This is a genomic window from Magnetococcus marinus MC-1 (assembly GCF_000014865.1).
GTDB lineage: Bacteria > Pseudomonadota > Magnetococcia > Magnetococcales > Magnetococcaceae > Magnetococcus > Magnetococcus marinus.
This window is the reverse complement of sequence record NC_008576.1, coordinates 3,659,839-3,679,647: the sequence shown is the minus strand read 5'-3', so window position 1 is coordinate 3,679,647 and position 19,809 is coordinate 3,659,839. Positions and strand designations below refer to the sequence as shown.

Annotated in this window: 13 protein-coding genes; 7 read left to right on the top strand and 6 right to left on the bottom strand. The window is 54.2% G+C overall.

Going from position 1 to position 19,809, the window contains the following annotated elements:
• Window positions 1-360: 360 nt before the first annotated feature.
• A complete protein-coding gene (locus tag MMC1_RS15180; protein ID WP_011714519.1) occupies window positions 361-1,209 on the top strand; it encodes an alpha/beta fold hydrolase in 849 nt (282 codons plus the stop codon).
• 262 nt (window positions 1,210-1,471) lie between these two features.
• Here MMC1_RS15180 and MMC1_RS15175 read toward each other — a convergent pair whose 3' ends face one another.
• The 3 genes from MMC1_RS15175 to modA are packed head-to-tail and all read right to left on the bottom strand — an operon-like array spanning window position 1,472 to window position 5,329.
• Complete coding sequence (locus tag MMC1_RS15175) at window positions 1,472-2,353, bottom strand: radical SAM protein (RefSeq protein ID WP_011714518.1); 882 nt, start codon at window positions 2,351-2,353, stop codon at window positions 1,472-1,474.
• The gene (locus tag MMC1_RS20470) at window positions 2,346-4,535 is read right to left on the bottom strand and encodes a sensor histidine kinase (RefSeq protein ID WP_011714517.1); all 2,190 of its coding nucleotides are present in this window, start codon (window positions 4,533-4,535) and stop codon (window positions 2,346-2,348) included. Before MMC1_RS20470 ends, MMC1_RS15175 begins: the two co-directional genes overlap by 8 nt.
• Window positions 4,532-5,329, bottom strand: a complete 798-nt coding sequence (modA, locus tag MMC1_RS15165) for a molybdate ABC transporter substrate-binding protein (RefSeq protein ID WP_011714516.1) — start codon at window positions 5,327-5,329, stop codon at window positions 4,532-4,534. The genes MMC1_RS20470 and modA overlap by 4 nt, the downstream gene beginning before the upstream one ends.
• 464 nt (window positions 5,330-5,793) lie before the next feature.
• Between modA and MMC1_RS15160 the strand changes: the two genes are divergently transcribed.
• The 3 genes from MMC1_RS15160 to MMC1_RS15150 are packed head-to-tail and all read left to right on the top strand — an operon-like array spanning window position 5,794 to window position 8,065.
• Window positions 5,794-6,735, top strand: coding sequence for an exopolyphosphatase (locus tag MMC1_RS15160; RefSeq protein ID WP_011714515.1), 942 nt, complete (start codon window positions 5,794-5,796; stop codon window positions 6,733-6,735).
• Window positions 6,722-7,090 (top strand): hypothetical protein, encoded by a 369-nt coding sequence (locus tag MMC1_RS15155; RefSeq protein ID WP_143711436.1) that lies wholly within the window; start codon window positions 6,722-6,724, stop codon window positions 7,088-7,090. Before MMC1_RS15160 ends, MMC1_RS15155 begins: the two co-directional genes overlap by 14 nt.
• Window positions 7,091-7,108: 18 nt before the next feature.
• Window positions 7,109-8,065 (top strand): hydrogen peroxide-inducible genes activator, encoded by a 957-nt coding sequence (locus tag MMC1_RS15150; protein WP_041641274.1) that lies wholly within the window; start codon window positions 7,109-7,111, stop codon window positions 8,063-8,065.
• Here the strand turns inward: MMC1_RS15150 and MMC1_RS15145 are convergent.
• The 3 genes from MMC1_RS15145 to MMC1_RS15135 are packed head-to-tail and all read right to left on the bottom strand — an operon-like array spanning window position 8,062 to window position 11,752.
• Window positions 8,062-8,364, bottom strand: a complete 303-nt coding sequence (locus tag MMC1_RS15145) for an STAS domain-containing protein (protein WP_011714512.1) — start codon at window positions 8,362-8,364, stop codon at window positions 8,062-8,064. The genes MMC1_RS15150 and MMC1_RS15145 overlap by 4 nt on opposite strands.
• Window positions 8,361-9,458 carry a fused response regulator/phosphatase gene (locus MMC1_RS15140; RefSeq protein WP_011714511.1) on the bottom strand — a complete coding sequence of 366 codons (1,098 nt, stop codon included), beginning with the start codon at window positions 9,456-9,458 and terminating at the stop codon, window positions 8,361-8,363. The genes MMC1_RS15145 and MMC1_RS15140 overlap by 4 nt, the downstream gene beginning before the upstream one ends.
• Window positions 9,458-11,752, bottom strand: a complete 2,295-nt coding sequence (locus MMC1_RS15135) for a response regulator (RefSeq protein WP_011714510.1) — start codon at window positions 11,750-11,752, stop codon at window positions 9,458-9,460. Before MMC1_RS15135 ends, MMC1_RS15140 begins: the two co-directional genes overlap by 1 nt.
• 324 nt (window positions 11,753-12,076) lie before the next feature.
• Between MMC1_RS15135 and MMC1_RS15130 the strand changes: the two genes are divergently transcribed.
• The 3 genes from MMC1_RS15130 (at window position 12,077) to MMC1_RS15120 (ending at window position 19,374) form a co-directional block, all read left to right on the top strand.
• Window positions 12,077-13,222, top strand: coding sequence for an FIST signal transduction protein (locus tag MMC1_RS15130; protein ID WP_049757850.1), 1,146 nt, complete (start codon window positions 12,077-12,079; stop codon window positions 13,220-13,222).
• Window positions 13,223-13,252: 30 nt separating this feature from the next.
• Entirely contained in the window at window positions 13,253-16,861 is a 3,609-nt protein-coding gene (locus MMC1_RS20465; RefSeq protein WP_011714508.1) for a PAS domain S-box protein, read from the top strand.
• Window positions 16,862-17,046: 185 nt separating this feature from the next.
• Complete coding sequence (locus MMC1_RS15120) at window positions 17,047-19,374, top strand: methyl-accepting chemotaxis protein (RefSeq protein WP_011714507.1); 2,328 nt, start codon at window positions 17,047-17,049, stop codon at window positions 19,372-19,374.
• Window positions 19,375-19,809 lie beyond the last annotated feature (435 nt).

Below are 19,809 nucleotides of genomic sequence, written 5' to 3'. Positions count from 1 at the left end.
TACAGTCGCGTGTATGCCTTACGGCAGCAGCAGGGGTAGGCCGTTGCACACAAAGCGTGGTGCAGGCCGGAGGAAACGCACAGAGGATGCGCGATGTACAGAGGTGTGACGCATATTTAACTTCTTTACAAAAGCGGCTTCTTTACAAAAAATAGAGTCAGACAACGACTACCCTAAAAGGGATGGTTGGGTTTTGTAAAGCAAAAAAACAGGTTAACCATGATTTTAGCGGGTCCATGGTGGCCCGCTTCCGCGCCCGGTTGTGGGCTTTACGGCAGGGCCTGTGGATGGCGCCGAGTGGCCGAGCGGGCGTAATCGCTAGGTTCATCCGTGCGCATTTTCGGGGGGTAGGGGGGCAGGATGGAACAAGAGGGGGGTATGGAAGGGGTGGCCGCGTTGCATTATCGCGTAACCGGCGAGGCCGATGCCCCCCCATGGGTGTTTCTGCATGGTCTCATGGGGGCGGGCCAGAATTGGCGGCGCATTGTGCGGGGCATGCAGCAGGGGCGGCAGATACTTACCTATGATCAACGGGGGCATGGTCGCTCTGCTAAACCGGCACAAGGTTATGCGTTGGAGGATTATGCCAACGATCTTTTAATGCTGGTGGATGCGCTGGGTTGGTCCCGCTTTGTGCTGGTGGGGCATAGCCTAGGTGGGCGGGTGGCCCTCTGTTTTGCCCATGCGTACCCCCAGCGTTTGCGGGGGCTGGTGATCGTGGATATTGGTCCAGGTGGGCAAAACCAAATAGCGGATCGTTCGGCTAAGCTGCTAGAGATGATCCCTACACCCTTTGCCGACAAAGCGGCGGCCAAACACTATTTTGCCCACACTTTTGCCCAACAGGCCCATGCAGCGGGGTGGGGCGCGGTGGCGCGACTGGGGGCCTTCCTCTACAGCAATCTGCACGTAAGCGAGCAGGGCCAGGTGGATTGGCGTTTTTATAAACCCGGTATGCTAGCCAGTGTCGCGGCCCCTGCCCAACAGCCCCGCTGGGATCAACTGCACGGTCTAAGTATGCCGACCCTGCTTATGCGGGGGGAGCACTCCGACTATCTTTCCCCCGAGACCTTCAGGCAAATGGTAGCCTGTAATGCCCATATTCAAGGGGTGCAGATCCCCCAGGCGGGCCATTGGGTACATGCCGATCAGCCCGAAGCCTTTATGGCGCAACTACACCATTTTGAGCAGCGCTTGTCGGGGGGCTAGCCCGGCTATTTTATAAATCCCAGACGCTCTCGCTTGATCTTTGAATTTTAAAGAACTTTTTAGCGCTTGAAGCGATCAATAAGTATCTTGTGCGCGTTAAGAAAGCCTTTAAAATCCAAGTCTCTATGCGATCATCGAAGGGATTGATGAAATAGCCGGACGAGGGGGGCTCTGGTAGGGCATGGGTGAAGATCGGGTTCTTCTATTCCCCCTCAGGATTGCGGTGAGGCTTGCAACCAAGCTGTGCGCCACGCCAGGGTGATTAAAGGGAGCGTGTCCAGGTGGGACGCAACCCTTGTACGTTGGCTTGGGCCTGGGCAATGCGGGCTAACAGTGCGGCTTGATGGTCGGGTAGATTGCCCGCTAAGGCCAGCGCGTTGGAGGCGTGATTGGAACGAAAGATTATGCGCTTGGGTGGGTGGTTAATCGCTGCCACCAACTGAGCCAACTCCTGCAAAATCTGGTGGTCCTGTTGAAACTGAAAAGGGGGGGTGAAGCGTGCCAAAAATGCCGCCTCTAGGTGAGGGTCGAGGTAAAGTTGTAGGGTGGAAAGATAGCTTAGGGGGACCCGGTTAATCAGTTCAGCGGTGTGGTCAATATGGCTCTGCCACAGACGCTGCCCACCCAGTCCTAGGATAACCGTAGCCGAGATCTTGAGGCCTGCCTCATGGGCTTTCCACACTCCAGCGGCCATGCCCTCGGGCGTGGCGCCCTTGCGGATGATTTTTAACAGGTTAGCGTCACCACTCTCCATGCCATAATAGATAAGAGTCAGCTTTTTGGCCGCTAGGCGGTTAAGTTCGCGCAAGCTTTTTTTGCGTAAATTAGCCGGTAGGGCATAACAGCTTACCCGTTGCAATTGGGGGAGATGTCGCCGTAAATGATCGAGTATGCGCTCCAGATGGTCGGTGGGCAATACCAGTGCATCGCCGTCGGCCAGGAATACCCGGCGGGCGGTGGGCCATGCGCTGGCGGCATGCTCAATTTCCTTAAAAAGTTGCGGTAAGGGTTTGATGTGAAACCGTTTATGCCGATACATGCTGCAAAATGTGCAGTGGTTAACACTGCAACCGATGGTGGCTTGTAGGATCAGGTGCGCCGCCTCTGAGGGGGGACGGTAGAGCGGACCTGCATACTCAAACATGAGGGCGGGCTTCAGTCGCTGTTAGGTGGGGCTCACACGCCCAGGGGAGGAGGATGCGAAAGTGCGCTCCAGTTGGGGAGGCCTCGCAACTAATGGTGCCTTTAAGCAGGCCTGTGATCAAGTTAAACACTACATGCATGCCCAAACCACTGCCCCCACGGTGGCGTTTGGTGGTGAAAAAGGGTTGAAAAATTTTTGAACGCACCGCCGGATCAATGCCGCTACCATTGTCCCGATAGAGGATTTGCAGTTGATCGCCATGGGGGCCTACTTCAATGGAGAGGATGCCCCCCACGGTGGGCATGTCGCCAGCAAAACCGTGAACGATGGAGTTCTGAATTAAATTGGTAAAAATCTGGGCATAGGCGCCAGGGTAGCTGTTGACCTCCAAATCCCTCGGGCAGGAGATTACAATCTCCACCTGAGCCCCCCGGATCTGATGCCGCAAGCTGGTGGTAATGGCCTCAAGATGTTGGTAGAGATTAAAGCGGCGTTGCTGCTCGCTGGACTGATCTACCGAGACCATTTTAAAACTGCGCACCAGCGTTGCCGCCCGCTGCATGCTGTCATGAATCAGTTGACTACAACTTTCCACACTATGGAGATAGCTCTCCAGCTCATCCTCGCTAATGCCCTCGCTGTTGAGCAGCCGCCTAAATTGTTGGGTGGTACTGCATAGTTCTGAGGCGGCGGTAACGCCAATGCCCACCGGGGTGTTAACCTCGTGGGCGACACCGGCCACCATCTCTCCCAAGGAGACCATTTTCTCTTGTTGTAACATGACGCTTTGCAGATGGAGCCGTTTAAGAGCCATGCGGATAATGCGGGCGCATGACTGTAAAAAGAGGGTGGTCTCTAGGCGTTCCCCTTGTAAGGTGTCGCCCCGCAACATCATCACCCCCGACAGCCCACCCTCAATCTGCAAAGGGGTGACGTAGAGGGCGATCAGCTCGCCATCATACGTGGTGGTGGCATGAAAACGCACCTGTCCATCGGCTAAGGAAAGATGACACGGGGCGTTGGCTGTGCCTTGGCACTGGTGGCAAACATCCATGGGAAAATCCACCCCGCACTGGAGTTTTAGTCTGCCGCTCTCCGCTTCAAGCAGAAAAAAGCCTCCTTGTTGAGCCAGCCCCAGAAAGGGTTGCGAGAGTAGGCTTTCTAGGCATGCTTCCATCAACTCCTGGATGGTATTGGTGGCTAAGGTGCGTTCCAACAAGGTATTGAGTGCGGAGCGAATGGTTATTTCTGCCAGTAACTGTTGCTCGCTCAGGGCCAGCCGTTTGGTGCGGGCTTTGACCCGCTCTTCCAGCCGGTCTTGGGCCGATTGAAGTTTTTGGTTGGCCTGCTGTAGCGCCACGGAGGCCACGTGCTCCTCGGTCATGGCCGCTTCTAATTGGCAGGCCATGGTGTTGAGGCTGTGCGCCAGTTTGCCGATCTCATCCTCGGTTTCGATGGTTAAACGGGTGTTTAGTTGCCCCTGCCCTAAGGCTGTGGCCTCCTGCACCAACTGCTGTAGGCGCATGGAGGTCTGTCGTGAAACCAGCCAAATGACCAACCAAGATATGAGCGCAATGAAAATGCCCGTGAAGAGCGTGGTGACATAGATGCGGTTTTGTAACGTAAGAGCTTCTTTAAACCCTTGGTGCATATGGTTTTCTTCGGTAAGGGTCAAATCTAAAAAGATGGCATGGATGGCCTCCAGCGCAGGTCCGGTCTCAGACTCAAGCAAGGCAAGGGCTCGTTCCTTTTCAAAATCACCGCTCAAGGTGAGCACTTTACCCAAGACTGTAATATAGTGTTGATAAATCTCATCAACCTGATTGCTCACTAAGGATGCAGCATGACTGGTGCGCTCATGGGAGACCTCTTGAAGAAGTTTGTATAACGCTTGGGTGTGTTGATCAAGCTCTTGTTTGGTAACCGCCATCTGCTGACCAGATTCACTGGTCAAATGTTTAAGCAGCAGCAGATGGATGCGTGAGATCTCCACCTGCAACCGTTCCATTTCCAGGAGTCTTTGTACTTTGTCGTTATAAAGATTGACGAGGCGGTGTTGGCCTTGTCCCATTCCGTGCAAGGTGTAGAGGGCGTGGGCAAACCATAGTGTTACCACCAGCAACATGGGGAGTAACAGTTGCCAAAACAGCGGGAGATTACGGTAACGGGCCAAACCTTTCATGGCGTGTTAGGCTCCCCCAGTAAAAAACCTGCCTGAGTGATTATTGTGCGTGCTTCATCGCTTTGCATAAACTGTAAAAATTCTTTAATTTCAGTTGGGTGTTTGCTTTTATCAAGGGGCGCGGCAAAATACTGAATAGGGGGTTGCTGCTGTGCGGGGATCGCAAACAACAAACGATGTTTTGGGGTTAAATTGGTGGCGAACAGGATACCAACGGTCGTGGCGTTGGCCTGCTCAAGCTCTTGAGCCAGTAACGTGATGTGCAAACGGGTCGCAATTTTTGGGCGTATGGCCGACCAGATGTTAGCCTTTTGCAAAACCTGCTTAGCGTAGCGGCCAAAGGGGGCCGTGCTGGGGTCGCCGATTAAAAGGGTGCTTACCTTTGGCTGCGCCAGATCCTGTAAGCCGGTGAGGCTGATTGGCGTGGTAAGAGGGGCTGCCACCACCAGTGTGTTACCCCACACCTGACGCACCAGCGGAGCCTGGACCAACTGCGCTGCCACCATAAAATCCATCCATTTTTTATTGGCAGAGAGATAATAGTCCGCTTCGATTGCTTGTCCTGCCAGCCCTTTGGCAAGCCGACCAGAGGATTTGCAAATCAAAGTTGTGGTGTGACCGGTGCGCTTTTGAAACGGTTGACTAAGCGCCCTAAAAAGGTCGCAGGTTGAGTTGGCAACAGCGAGAACCAAGGTTGTGGATGGTGTCTCTGCTTGGGCCGAGGGGGTGGCCATTGGGCTAAACGCAAGCAAGACGGTCAAAAGTAGGGGGAGGCTTTGGATTTGATGCATCATCGCTTGCCCTCTCCGCAGCAGGGTTGACGGGGTTGGCCACTCTATATTGCTACGGTAATTGCCCGAGTGTAGCGCATTATCATCAAACTGTGAATCGCTATGTGCTCATGACCGAGCAATAGGTTGCGACAAGTGAGAAAATAGGTTGTGGTTTTCGGCGAATGACAACCATTAGGCTCGATGGGCGCGTTGTGCTTTGACCACGCTGAAGCATAAGTTTGGGCGTGGCCAAGCAAAAAAAGTCGCAATCTTTGGGTTGGCGCTGCGGTTCTGCCCATTTAGGGCTTTACCATGGCTCATGGGTTGGGTTAATTTTAGCGGGTGAAGAAGTGACACTTACTGTTTTGCCGATTGGGTTGCCTCACGTAACCGAGTTCAAGCCCGCAAGTTTGCTTTCTGTCAGGGCTTATACCGGCTGGGCCTGTAGGGTGTGGAGCAGTCTTTGATTTTTTTGAGGGAAAAGAATGGCAGCCGATAAATACCGTCTCGTTACCCGTAGTGATTTTGATGGCTTGGTCTGTGCCGTGCTCCTGAAGGAGCTGGATCTGATTGATGACATCAAGTTTGTGCATCCCAAGGATATGCAAGATGGTGTCATTGATATCACCGCACGGGATATCACCACCAACCTTCCCTACGTGCCAGGTTGCTATCTCTGCTTTGACCACCACCACAGTGAAACGGTACGGGTGGACCAAGGGCAGGGACTGCCCGCCAACATGATTATCGATGGCGAAGCCCCATCGGCGGCGCGGGTCGTCTATGAATACTTTGGCGGAAAAGAGAAACTGCCCGGTATCTCCGACGATATGATGGTGGAGGTGGATAAGGCCGACTCAGCCCAATACAATGAAGATGAGGTGCTGTTTGCCGACGGTTGGGCGTTGCTTAACTTTTTGATGGATGCCCGGACCGGCCTGGGCCGCTTTCGCCATTTCCGCATCTCCAACTATGAGTTGATGATGCAGTTGATCGACTACTGCCGCAACCACACCATCGCTGAAATCTTGGCTTTGCCCGACGTCAAAGAGCGGGTGGATCTCTATTTTGAAGAAGAGACCCTGTTCAAAACCCAAATTCAGATGCGCACCAAAATCCATGAAAATTTGGCGGTGCTGGATCTGCGTATGGATGAAACCATCCATGCTGGCAACCGCTTTATTGTTTATGCGCTCTATCCCCAATGCAATATCTCTATGCATGTGCTGTGGGGTAAGGATCGTAAAAACACGGTATTTGCCTTGGGTAAGTCCATCTTTAACCGCACCTCAAAAACCAATATTGGGGAGCTCTGCCTAAAATATGGCGGAGGGGGACACCATGCCGCAGGCACCTGTCAGGTGCCCAATGCCGACTATATGCGGGTACAACAGGAGCTTATGCGCGCCATCCTTGCCGATGGTTAAGGGCGGCTGCACGGCACGCCTAGGTTCAAACGCCGACCCTAAGGTCGGCGTTTGTCATTTGGAGGTCTGGAGCCCAGGGGCCAATCTGGCCCTGCTGGTGGCCGAAGTAAGCGCCGCTCTAGAGGCCCACCATGCCGTGGTGCAACGTTGGGAAAGCCATGGTCTGGATGGGGCGATTATCCCCTATGAGGGGCTTGCGCCCGCGGCGTTGTTACCCTTGCAGCGGCGTCTGCTCAGCATGGGTGTATGGGTTTGGCCCGCCTGCGATACCGTGCAGGGTGACGCGCTGATGGGTGTGGTATGGGTAGCTTGGGTGGACGAGGTGCCGTGGGGGCTTTGTCCTGAAAAAACCTGAATGGAAGCGAGTCTTAAAATGAACCTTAACCAGTTGCGTTATGTCATGGCAGTCGCCCGGCAAGGTACCTTTAGCCGAGCGGCCAAAATTTGCCATGTCAGCCAGCCTTCGCTCAGTGTGGCGGTACGTAACCTGGAAGAAGAGTTAGGGGTGGTGCTGTTTGAGCGCTTTAAACACGAGGTGCGGGTCACTACCGAGGGGGAGCGCATCTTGGCGCGCATTCAACAAGCCCTTGAGGCGGTGGCGCAAATTGAGCTAGCGGCCCGTAGTGAGGAGAATGACCCTCTAAAAGGTTCTTTACGGCTGGGGGCCATCTTTACCATCGCCCCCTATCTTTTCCCCTCCTTTGTGCCCGAGCTGCACCAGTGGGCGCCACAGTTAACCTTGCTGTTAGAAGAGAATTTTACCGCCTCATTGTCAGAAAAACTGAAACGGGGTGAGCTGGACGCCATGGTCATTGCGCTGCCCTATGATGAACCAGGGGTTGTGACAACACCCCTGTATGATGAACCCTTTGTGGTGGGGATGCCTGCGGGCCACCCTTGGGCAGGGCGTCATGATCTGTCGGGTAATGATCTGGCTGGGGAGCGGCTCTTGCTCTTGGGCAAGGGGCACTGTTTTCGGGATCAGGTGTTGGAGATCTGCCCCGCCTGTCACTATGTGGTGGATACCGCGACTGGCCTGCACAATATTATCGAGGGCAGCTCCCTAGAGACCATTCGCCATATGGTGGCCAGCGGGGTGGGGATCACCGTGCTACCCATGAGTTCGATTACCACCATGGTGTGCAGTTCACTTAACTGCCCAGAACAGAGCCGCTCGGCGCTGCGCTACGCTTATTTTAAGGAGCCCGCGCCAGTGCGGCGTATCGCACTGGCTTGGCGGGACTCCCATCCAAACCCGGAACTGCTTAAAGTGGTGTTGGCAGCCTTGTTGGCCAGTGTGCCCAAACAAATGTTGCTACTGAACGCTTAACTTAGGGCGGGTTCGGTGTGGAATATTTGTTCAAAACGCGCAATTCTTAGTAGCTGTGCCAACTGGCCGTGACAGTTTTTTAGGGTGATACGGGCTTGCTCGCCACCGCAATGTTCCCGCAGCAGGAGCAACATGCCTAGGGCGGCACTGTCCATGCTGTGTACCGCACTAAAATCAATATGGTAGGAGCGGGGTGGATGGTTATGGTAAATCTCGCGGAAATAGTCGGCCATTTTAAAATCAAACCGCGCGGGTAAAACGACCACGAGATGTTGGTCTTTTTCATAGGTTTTGATCACGGTGTAAGCTCCATCAAAGTGATATCATCCGTCTGTTGTTGCGTGCCACGAAACCGGTTTAAATCGGTTAAAATCTCCGTTAAATCCCCATGCTGTTGGTGTATCTGTACCCATTGCGCGATCAAGCGCTCAACTCCATACATTTCAAAGTGTTGGTTTAGGGTTTCGACAATGCCGTCGGAATAGACAACGAGGCGTTGGCTCGGCTGAAGGGGGTGGATGCGTCCCGAATCCTGGTTAAACGGCTGCGGCATAATGCCCAAGGGCATATGGGTTGAGGTGAGACGGTGTACCGTCAGATCTGGATCAAATATCAGCAGATCCGGCATGCCGCAGTTCCACAGCTGTACGCTGTTACGGTCCGGCCCGATGGTAAGGTAGGTAGCGCACAGGAACATGGCGGTTGGAAGCTTTTTTTGTAACGTTTGATTGATATGTGTCAGTATGTGTTGACCGGGTGCGCCTTCGGCGACGTCGTGGTAAAAAATTTCAGAAAGCAGCGGGCCCGCGATGGCCGCCGGGAGGCCGTGACCGGTAAAATCCCCCACCATGGTGTGCTGGGTGCCGTCGGGCGTGCGGGCTGAGAGGATGATGTCCCCATTGGTCTTTTCAAGGGGGGTCATAAGATAGCGTAGGTTGCGGCCATCAAAACGATCATCCTCACGCATGCGTAATAAGACCCCTTCCACTTTAAGGCGATCCGCTTTCACCCGATTGTCCAACTCAATGCGGCGTAACCAAGCATCAATGCGTGCTTTTAAAATAATGTTATCAAAGGGCTTGGTGATAAAATCATCTCCCCCACAAGCCAAGCAGTGGGCCAGCATGGTTTGATCGGCGATGCCGGTTAAAAACAGCACAGGGACTTGGTTGCGGTCGGCGCTGCTGCTTTTAATATGGCCGGTCGCGGTGTAGCCATCCATGTTGGGCATCATCACATCCATGAGTACCAACTGGGGTTGGATCTGCTCAAAGGCCGCTACGCCTTGGTGGCCGTCAGCGGCGGTTACCACCTCATGGCCCTGCTGGGCAAGGAAATACTCCAAGTGCATGAGGCTCATGGGGTCATCGTCCACCACTAAAATTTTAGCCATCAAATCTCTCCCTCAGAGGGGGGGGTAGGTGGGGCTGTTTGCCGCAGTGCGTGCAGCGCCGCACAGAGCTCATGTTGGGCCTTGCTTGCCTGGCTCATGCTCTCCTCCACCCGTGTGAAGGTGTGGCACTGTTCCTCTATGGTGCGGCAGAGTAAGGAAAGCTGTTGCCCCCCCATTTGCGCGCTCGAAGATTTGAGCTTGTGGGCGTGAAAGCGAATCAATTCGGCATTCTGTGTTGCAAGACCATTTTCGATCGCTTTGAAATCTTTAGCGCTTTGTTCAAAATAAAGGTCGATCATGCGGTTGAGCATGCCTTGCGGGTCCGCCGGGTCTAGAGCGCGAATTTGATCCAGTGCGCGGTGATCCAGCGTTTTGTGCGCGGGGTCAGCGGACGGGGCTGTTTCTTGTGTTACCACGGGGGGGGCTGGGTCAGGTTGGGCAATGACCGTGTGGGGGGGGAGATAGGTGGCCAGTAATTTAATCAGCTTGGTGGTGCTAAAGGGTTTACTTAGAAAATCATTCATACCCGTGGCGATGGCTTTATTCCGATGGCTGGCTAGGGCGTGTGCGGTAACGGCAATGATAGGGGTCGCGCGGCGTCCTTGTTGTCGTTCAAGATCCCGTATAGTGCGGGTAGCGGTATAGCCATCCATGATCGGCATTTCACAATCCATGAGCACCAAGTCAAAGCGGTTTTCTTGAAAGACCGTCACCGCCTGTTGGCCATTTTCCACCAGCGTGACACGGCAACCCAATCGTTCTAGGTTAAGGCGGGCTACATCTTGATTGACGGGATTGTCTTCCGCCAGCAGGATGTGGGCTCTAAAACGTTGATTGAGCAGGTTAGACTGCTGCTCCTCTCGGGGGAGCAGCGGATGATCGGGGAGGGTGTCTGGTACACGCCCAAAACGGGCGGTTACCCAAAAGGTGGAACCCGCACCGCTGCGGCTGCTAAAGCCCAGTTTGCCCCCCATGATCTGGGCCAGTTTGCGGGTTATGACCAAACCTAGGCCACTACCGCCATAGCGGCGCGAGATGGAGCTATCTTGCTGGCTAAAAATCTCAAACAGGCGATTTTTATACTCATCGGAGATGCCGATGCCGGAATCTTCGACCTGAATGCGGAGCAGCAGGTCGGCTTCTCGTACCTGCTCGGCCTGTACCGAAACCCGTACAAATCCACGCTCGGTAAATTTTAAGGCATTCCCCACCAGATTAAAGAGAATCTGATTCAGACGGGTGGCATCCCCCAACAGCCGTTGGGGTAGCTCCTCCTGACAGTTGATGCTAAAGGATAACCCTTTGCGGCGGGCTTGGTCTTTGAAGAGGGCTTGCACATCTTCCAGGCAGGCCCGTAGCTTAAATGCGGTCACCTCCAGGGGCATGCGACCGGCTTGAATGCGCGAGAGATCCAGGATGTCATTGATGACCCGTAGCAGGGTGCGACCACTACGGTGAATGGTTTCGACATGGTGGCGTTGATAGCTGTTTAGATCGCTCTCCAAAAGCAGATCAGACATGCCCAAAACACCATTTAGGGGGGTGCGGATCTCATGGCTCATAGTGGCTAAAAATTCGGTTTTGGCTAGGTTGGCCTGCTCGGCGGCCTCTTTGGCCAGCCGTAACTCCCGTGTGCGTCGCTCAACCCGTTGTTTGAGCAGGGCCTCGCTCTCTTGCAGGGTGCGGGCATTTTCCAAATGGCTGGCGGCGGTGCGGCTAAAACTCTCTACGGTTTGGTGCAGGCGGCGCAACTCTCTGGCTGCATGAAAGGTTTCAGGTTTGCTTTGTGGGGGTGAAATCTGTTTAATCAAACGGTTATAAATGGCATCGACCGGCTGTATGGCGAGGCGATGCACCATAAAAATGACCATGAGGGTGATGAGACCAAACAGTAAGCTGGTGAGTAGCAGGATATGGTTGACATGGGTATCAATGGCGCGAAGATCCGGGGCCAAATCCCACGCCCCGACCAAGATCCCTTGAAAAGAGCCCTGTACCATAATGGGGGTGCGAAAATGGGTAAGGGTGGTGTTGGGGGCCTGCTCACGGGTAGAGGAGAACAGCGGCTTGCCATCGTCGTTGAGTATCGTAAGTTCCAATAGCTGTGGTTGGCTACGGAGGGCTTGGGCAAAAATCTTTTTTAAACCGATAATGTTGCGGTTTTCCAGTGCTTCTGTGGCGCTTGCTAGAAGTATTTCAATATTATTTTCATTGGCTTGTCTCTGTTTTGCCAAAAGGTAATTGGACTCCAAGGACCCCATCAACGTGCGGGTGAGTAGAAGCATAATGAGCATGACAACGCTCAGGGCCAGGGAGATTTGTCCCCAAAGGGGCCATCTGTCAAAGAGATCAATCAAAATTATTTACACTCTGGTTGGATGGTGCATCGGCGATATAAAGCGGGGACAATAGGGCGTGATTGATGACAATATGAGGGATGCCGTGTAAATCTTATGCAGGATGGGGGCGTAGAGGCCAAATTGTAAGGGTTAAGGGCGGCTTTTGCGCATATTAAGGTTGGTGGTATTCTGAAGGAGCGGCTAAACTGTGACGGTGAGTGGCGTGTCGCTATACGGATGCTGGGTAGCCAAGGTAACTATTTGTGGGGAGAATGGATTGTGAAGAGTGCGCAACAGGTGTTGGTGGATGTTCATTGGCAGGCAGACGAGCTTGCGGAGCTGAGTGCCTTGCAACCAGCCTTGGTGCTGGTCTTTGGCAGCATGGCCTTTTTTGAAGAAGCATCGTTTATGCAACGCCTACAGCACTGTTTTCCTGGCGCGGCCTTGGTGGGGTGTACCACCGCCGGTGAAATAACCGCCGATGGCGTTTTGGATGACCACTGTGTGGTGACGGCCCTGCATTTTGACGGGGTTACGGTGCAGGTGGCCCAGAGCGCGGTGGGGGCCATGGAGCATTCCAGAGAAGCGGGGGTCAATCTGGGTAGCACGCTGCATCCCTACCATCCACAAGCGGTCTTGTTGTTTGGTAAAGGGTTGGCCATCAATGGCAGTGGTGTGATTGAAGGTCTTATGCAAAGTTTGGGCAACGATGTGCCCATCACCGGGGGATTGGCAGGGGATGGTGGTAACTTTAAGCGCACCTTGGTGCTCAGCCCTGAAGGGGTGAGTGATGATCGTGTGGTGGCGGTGGGGCTAAGTGGTGAAGGGGTGCGCGTGGGTCATGGCTCCTTCGGTGGTTGGTCACCCTTTGGTCCCCCCCGCAAAGTCACCCGCAGTGAGGGCAATGTGCTGTTTGAGTTGGACGGCGAACCGGCCCTTAATGTGTATAAAAAATATCTGGATGTCTATGCCAAAGACCTGCCCGCCTCAGGGTTGCTGTTTCCCTTTGAAATGCTTAATGCCGACCATGAACAGGTAGGCTTGATCCGTACCATTTTGGGGGTGGATGAAGCGCAAGGTAGCTTGGTGTTGGCCGGAGATATTGATGGAGATGGCTATCTGCGTCTCATGCACGCCAATACCAATGGACTGGTAGGCGGTGCTGAACAAGCGGCGATTGCCACCCGCGAGCGGGCTGGTGCGCATAGCCAAGGGGGGGTTGCCATTCTGGTCAGCTGTGTGGGGCGTAAATTGGTGATGGGGGATCAGGTGGATGAAGAGGTCGAAGTGGTGGCCTCCGTGCTGGGGGATGATGTGCTGTTGACCGGTTTTTACTCCTATGGCGAGATCAGCCCTTTTTCATCAACAACCGATTGTAAACTGCATAATCAAACTATGACGGTGACTTTTATCCATGAAGTTTAAGGGTAGGCCGCTGAGCCGGAGCAAAATAGGATGAGTATGCATCGGTTGTTACTGAGACAGCTGCGTCGGTCTATGGGCTTGGTTGACGAGAGCGCTGTGGATGCTCTGTTGCAGGAGTTGGATGCGCTGCCCGCCGAGCAGATCTCCCCAGCAAGTGTTAAGGCGTTGCATGGTCTAAAAACCCTGTTGCAGCGGGTTGAACAGACCTATGAACACAATGAGCGGGATCTGCTGTTGCGCAACCGCTCCTTGCACTTGAGCTCAGAAGAGCTCTCTGACGCCAACGAGCGCTTGCGGCGAGAGACCGCGCGACAGGAACAACTGCTTAGTACCTTGCGACAGACGGCCAACCATCTGTTGGAAGCCGATCAAAAACCGACACTGGGGGAAGATGAAGCCAGCTTAGAACAGCTCTCTGACCTTATGTCCCGTTTGGCGTTGGAACGCTCTGAGTTCCGGCGTCATCTGGAGCGGCAAAAATTCGCGCTGGATCAACACGCCATTGTGAGCATCACCGACACCAAGGGTGTGATCCTCTATGCCAATGATCGTTTTTGCCAAATCAGTGGCTACACGCAGGATGAAATTTTGGGTCAGGCGCATAATTTGGTCAACTCCGGTTATCATGATTCGGGGTTTTTTGAAGTCATGTGGCGCACCATTGCCCGGGGTGAGGTGTGGAATGGTGAGGTGTGCAATAAAGCCAAAGATGGTCGTCTCTATTGGGTTTCGGCCACCATTGTGCCCTTTTTGGATGAGCGCGGTAAGCCAATCCAATACATTGCCATTCGCACCGATATCACCCGGCAGAAGGCACTGGAAGAGAAGATCGAAGATAATCGGCGCTTTTTACAAAGCATCAGCGACAACATTGGCGAGGGTGTTTTTGCGCTGGATGTCCAGGGCTTTTGTACCTTTCTTAATCCCGAAGCCGAGCGTCTGTTGGGGTGGACACAAGATGAGTTAGCAGGTCGATCCTTCCATGACACGGTCCATTATCAGGATGCCGAAGGTATGCCCATGAATGAGGCGGACTGCCCGGTTCATGACGCCGTGGATCGTGGTGTGGATTACCGTTCGGATGAAGATGTCTTTATTCACCGGGATGGTGGTATTTTCCCGGTCAATATCTCCGTGGTGCCGGTGCGTGAGGATGGGGTTGTCACCGGAGCGGTGGGGGTGTTCCAAAACATTACCGAGAGCAAACAGATCCAGCGGCAACTTAAGCAAAGCGAGGAGCGTTTGCAAATCGCGTTGGATGCCTCCAATACAGGATTTTGGGATTGGGATCCACTGCAAGACCGAGCCTATTTTAGCGATCAATGGCTGTCGATGGTGGGTTACCAACAGGGGGATATCCTTAATAACAGTACCGGCTGGCTGGACCTGCTGCATGGTGAGGATCTGCCCCATGTGGAGCGCGAGTTGGAGGCCCACTTAAATGGGCAGCGTAAGAATTTTGAGGTAGAGTTCCGCATGCGTCACAAGCAGGGGCACTGGGTTTGGATACTTAGTTCCGGGCGGGTGATCGAGCGGGATGAAGAGAAAAGAGCCTTGCGCATGGCGGGCATCCATAAAGATATCAGCGACCGTAAACGGGTCGAGGATGAGCTCAAAAAGGCGATGCTGGATGCGGAGAGTGCCAACCGCTCCAAATCAGAATTTTTAGCCAATATGAGCCATGAAATTCGCACCCCCATGAATGGCGTGGTGGGTATGATGGAGCTGCTTTCCAACACCGAACTTACCCCCGAGCAGCAGAGCCATATGCGTACGGCGCGCAATTCAGCGGAGAGCCTGTTGACCATTATTAACGATATTTTGGATTTTTCTAAGATTGAGGCAGGCAAGCTGGAGCTGGAGGAGATCGCCTTTGATCTGGCAGAGTTGGTCGAGGATGTCACCGCGCTGCTGGCCCAGCGGGTAGACAGCGAAAAGCTGGAGCTGTTGCACAATGCGCCTGCGGACCTACCCATGCAAGTGGCGGGCGATCCAACCCGCTTGCGGCAAGTCTTGGTGAATTTGGTGGGTAATGCGGTGAAATTCACCCCCGAGGGTGAGGTTGAAGTGCGCATGACCGTTGAACGCCAAGATGCAGATACGGTAACGGTCTTAACCGAGGTGCGGGACACGGGTATTGGTATTGATGAGGCGGTGCGGCCACGCCTGTTCCGCATGTTTACCCAGGCAGATGGTTCGACCACACGTCGTTTTGGGGGCACCGGTCTGGGGTTGGCGATTAGCAAACAGCTGGTGGAGCTGATGGGTGGTGAGGTGGGCTTTTCCAGCGTGATGGGGCAAGGCTCTACTTTCTGGTTCCGGATTACTTTTCCCATCGTCGCCAAGGCGCAAGCGGTGGCGGGCGGGGTCGATTCTCTACAGGGCCTCAGAGCGTTGGTGGTGGATGACAATGCCACCAATCGCAACCTGTTAGGGCGCTATCTAAGCAATTGGGGCGTGACCCATCTGGAGTGTGCCAGTGGCAAACAAGCGCTGGAGAAGATTGCCGATGCCGCCAAGTTTGGGCTCTCCTTTGATCTGGCTATTTTAGACCTGCTTATGCCGGGTATGGATGGTTTGGCGTTGGCAGAGCGGATTACGCAGATGGTCCAGGATAAGCAGATTAAGCCTCTGCGGATGGTGTTGCTCACATCGGCCCATGCGCGTCGCGAAGAGTTGGAGCAGGCCGGTGTGGTGGCGGCGCTCTCCAAACCCATTCGGCAAGCACAACTGCGCGCCTTGCTGGGGCAGGTGATGCGCGGGGAGCGGGTGGTTGGTGGTCTTGTTGAGCGGATATCGCAAAATAACATGAGTGCGACCTTCGACGCTGCTGTTTTGTTGGTTGAGGATCACCCAATTAATCAACAGGTTGCTCGTGGTATGTTGGCGGGCTTGGGGTGCCGGGTAGAGATCGCCAACGATGGTCACGAAGGGGTGCGTCTGTTTGCTCGGCATCGCTACGATTTGGTGTTAATGGATATCCAGATGCCCGGCATGGATGGCTATGAGACCACCGACGCGATCCGTCAGATGGAGCGTAGCGAGCGGTGGCCGCGAACCCCCATTGTGGCGCTTACCGCCAATGCCATGGAGCAAGATCGTGATCGCTGCTTGGCTGCGGATATGGATGATTATCTCAGTAAGCCGATTAGTTTAGACCGGCTTAAAGCGGCCATGTCCAAGTGGTTGAAGACGATTGCAAAGTCTGAAGAGCCTGAAGAAGTACTGGGGGGAGCTGTGGGGCAGCCTGAGAGCCCCTTGGGCGCGGTGGCAACAGGAGGTGAGGATGACAGCGTGGTGGATCTACGCACGTTGGCCGCTTTAAAGTCTTCGATGGCGGTTATTGAGGGGGGCTTTTTGCAAATTTTGCAATCCTATCTGCAAAGTACGCCTAAGGCGTTAGAGAGTATTGAACAGGGCATGATTGATGGCGATGCGGCACGGGTGCGGGGTGCGGCGCATAACCTTAAATCAACCAGTTTGAGTTTAGGCGCGATAACCTTGGGCAAAGTCGCTCAAGAGATTGAGACGCGGGGTAAAGAGGTTAAGTTGGATAATATGGCACCGCTGTTAGCGCGGGCCAAGGCCTGTTATGCCTTGGTGGCAGCACGCTTAGAGGCCGAACAAGCCAATCTGTAGGGGGCGTTGGGGTTGCCTAGGCGACATGGCGCTTAACTTTATGGGTGATCAGACCGATTAATAATTGCGTATCCCCTTGTAAAAAAGCTCCGTGCGATGCGCTGATGGCAGGGGGGTGGGCTCGCGATTTCTGAGCTGTGTCCGGTTGGGGGGGGCAGACAGACGCTTAATTTGGGGGAGCAGGCATGGTATTGGGAAATTATTCAATCTCCGTCCGCATCATGGTGTTGGTTGGGGTGTTGGGAACACTGAGTTTGACTGTGATGGGTCTCTTGCTGTTGCAGCGGATGGAAACCGAACTGGTGACGCAGAACCGGGCGGCTCTCAACCAATTGGCGACCAATGCAAAGATCGGCCTTGAGAATTTGATGTTGGCGGGTGCGCGCAAAAATACCCATAAATTTACCGATAGCTTAAAGGAAAAGAGCGGTTATATCGTCTTGCGTAAGGATGGCAGCGAGGCCTTTAAGGAGAATCGCACGAAGGTTGATTTGGGGGTTGAGGGTGCGAGCGCGTTTCAAGAGGCCCTAAAGAGTGAGCAGGTGGTGGCGTTTGAAACCCAGTTGGATGGTAAATACCATTTGGGTTTTTTTATCCCCATGCTTAACCGGGTAGAGTGTCATGAATGCCATGATACGGACAATGATATCCGAGGTGTCTTCTATCTGAGCCGTGATTTAACGGAGATGGAGCAACGCTTGGCGGGTACCCGTAATATGGCCATTGTGGTGACCCTGGTAAGTATCATGCTGTTTGTGGTGATGTTATGGATCATTTTAGGTCGCCAGCTTAAAGGCCCGTTAACCGAGTTGAAAAATGCTGTTGTCTCCCTTAGCGAGGGTCGACTGACCACCCGCTTGAGTGAGACAGAGCACCCCGATGAAGTGGGCATGATTACCCACGGTGTCAACGAGATGGCCAGCCGTCTTACCCAAATGATCCGGTTAATCCATCTGCAAAGTGCCTCACTGGATGCCGCGATTTCTGAACTGCTGGAGGCAAAAAACCAGCTTTTGCATGAGTCCGAACAGAACCACAACCTTACCCGTGGGGTGGTGGATGAACATAGCCGGGTGCATCAGGCTATGTCGCGTATTCAGGCAGCGACCCAAGGGGTTAACCAGGAGGTCGCGGCAATTTTTGACGAGACCACAACCCTCTCCCATGCGGTGCAAGGGGTGGCGCGGGCTACCGATGAGGTTAACAGCTATATGGCCCGTACCAGCCAATCGGCACGGGATATTAGCCAATCTGTGCTGGGCGTGGCGAGTGATGTGAATAGCGTGGCCGATGCGACCCATATTCTTGATGATTTGGTTGCGCGGATGCGGGGGGCGTTGGAGGCGGTGAGCGAGCTCTCCTCTACGGCTTCGGAGCAGTCGGATCAGGCGCATATGCTGACGGAGCAGACCAACGAGGTGATGGATCGCTTGACCGAATCGGCCTCCGAGATTGGTAAAGTGGTGAAGATGATCCACCGCATTGCCGAGGAGACCAGCATGCTGGCCTTAAACGCCTCCATTGAGGCAGCGGGTGCGGGTGAGGCGGGTAAAGGTTTTGCGGTGGTGGCCAACGAGGTTAAAGAGTTGGCCACGCAGACCGCCGATGCCACCAAGATGATCACCAGTTATGTGGATGAAATTCGTTCGGGGACTGAGGCGGCCACCGCTGCCACCACCCAGATCAGCGAGGTGATTACCGCTCTTAATGATGTGAATAAAGAGATCAACCTGGGTATGACCGAGCAAAATGAGGTGTTGGTGCAGGTGGATAAGGCGATGCAGACGGTGGTGCAGGGCAGTCAACTGCTCAATCAGCGCATGCAGCAATTGTCGGAAGCGGCGGCCACGGTGGTGGATGCTTCGGATCATGCAGCGGAACAAACGGCCAATATTGCGGTGAATACCTCAGAGGCATCCGGCAGTGCAGTAAGGGTGACGCAGCGCAATCAAGAGCTGAAAGAGAGCTTTTCGGCCACGCTGACCACCACCGAAGAGGTGGGGGTGGCCACGGCGACAGCGGATAAACAGGTTCGCGCCATTTTTGAAAATCATGGCACGGTGATGGGTTTTATTCGTCATCTTGGGTTGTTGATTGAGACCACCGCCGGAGCGGGTGATAAATTGCGTGAGGCCAGCGCCAGTTTGGATGTCGGCGTGCTACCGTTTGATATACGCACGGTTAAGGAGGTGCATCTGCGCTGGTTGCGTCGATTGGATCAGATGGTGGGTGGCAACTTGGATGTCATGAGCATGGATCAGTTAAGCAACCATGAAAAGTGCGATCTCGGACGTTGGTACTATGGTGAAGGCAGTCAACGGTACGGTAACTTTGCCCTGTTTCAGCAGTTGGGCGGGGTGCATCAAAAGGTGCATCAAGTGGGTCGGGAAACTTGGGCGCTGGCCGAGAGTGGGGATAAAGAGGCGGCCCTGCGAAGCATGGATCGCTTGCGTGGTATTAAAGACGAGCTGTTTGAGCTATTAGACCGGCTCTTCTTAGAGGTTGAGGATTAAGCGACCCTTTGGGCGTTTGGATCGCCAGGGCAGCGGTCTGTCCTAGGGTGAGAGGGTCGTTGATAGCCCTGCTCGTCCGCTCGCCTGCATCGGTTGAGGGGGCGCGTGTTGTGCGGTGGTGAGGGTAGGCGCGCAGGGGGGCCTTAATTTTTTGAGGAGCGGTTTTGTGCGGTTGGCAGGATCATAACTCCGGCAAAGCAGGCTTGTTTAGGGAGTTTTCCATTTTAACAAAACGCTCATGGTTGCATGGGCGTTTTTTTTTGTGGCTGACACGGCCCACGCTGGGCGCTTGCGGGCATGATTTTTTGGTGAGAGGGGTGGGCGGGGAGATGTGTTAGAGTGGTGGCTACGCAGGGCAGATTTGGGGGCGCCGCTGGTGGTTATACCGATATCGGTAAGGTGGGGATGGGTGTAAACTGTGGTGGTGTAATGGAT

Bases quoted from the DNA above. Each gene is read 5' to 3' on its own strand.
- MMC1_RS15180 (WP_011714519.1), top strand. From the start codon at position 361: ATGGAACAAGAGGGGGGTATGGAAGGGGTGGCCGCGTTGCATTATCGC.
- MMC1_RS15175 (WP_011714518.1), bottom strand. From the start codon at position 2,353: ATGTTTGAGTATGCAGGTCCGCTCTACCGTCCCCCCTCAGAGGCGGCG.
- MMC1_RS20470 (WP_011714517.1), bottom strand. From the start codon at position 4,535: ATGAAAGGTTTGGCCCGTTACCGTAATCTCCCGCTGTTTTGGCAACTG.
- modA (WP_011714516.1), bottom strand. From the start codon at position 5,329: ATGATGCATCAAATCCAAAGCCTCCCCCTACTTTTGACCGTCTTGCTT.
- MMC1_RS15160 (WP_011714515.1), top strand. From the start codon at position 5,794: ATGGCAGCCGATAAATACCGTCTCGTTACCCGTAGTGATTTTGATGGC.
- MMC1_RS15150 (WP_041641274.1), top strand. From the start codon at position 7,109: ATGAACCTTAACCAGTTGCGTTATGTCATGGCAGTCGCCCGGCAAGGT.
- MMC1_RS15140 (WP_011714511.1), bottom strand. From the start codon at position 9,458: ATGGCTAAAATTTTAGTGGTGGACGATGACCCCATGAGCCTCATGCAC.
- MMC1_RS15135 (WP_011714510.1), bottom strand. From the start codon at position 11,752: ATGCTCATTATGCTTCTACTCACCCGCACGTTGATGGGGTCCTTGGAG.
- MMC1_RS20465 (WP_011714508.1), top strand. From the start codon at position 13,253: ATGAGTATGCATCGGTTGTTACTGAGACAGCTGCGTCGGTCTATGGGC.
- MMC1_RS15120 (WP_011714507.1), top strand. From the start codon at position 17,047: ATGGTATTGGGAAATTATTCAATCTCCGTCCGCATCATGGTGTTGGTT.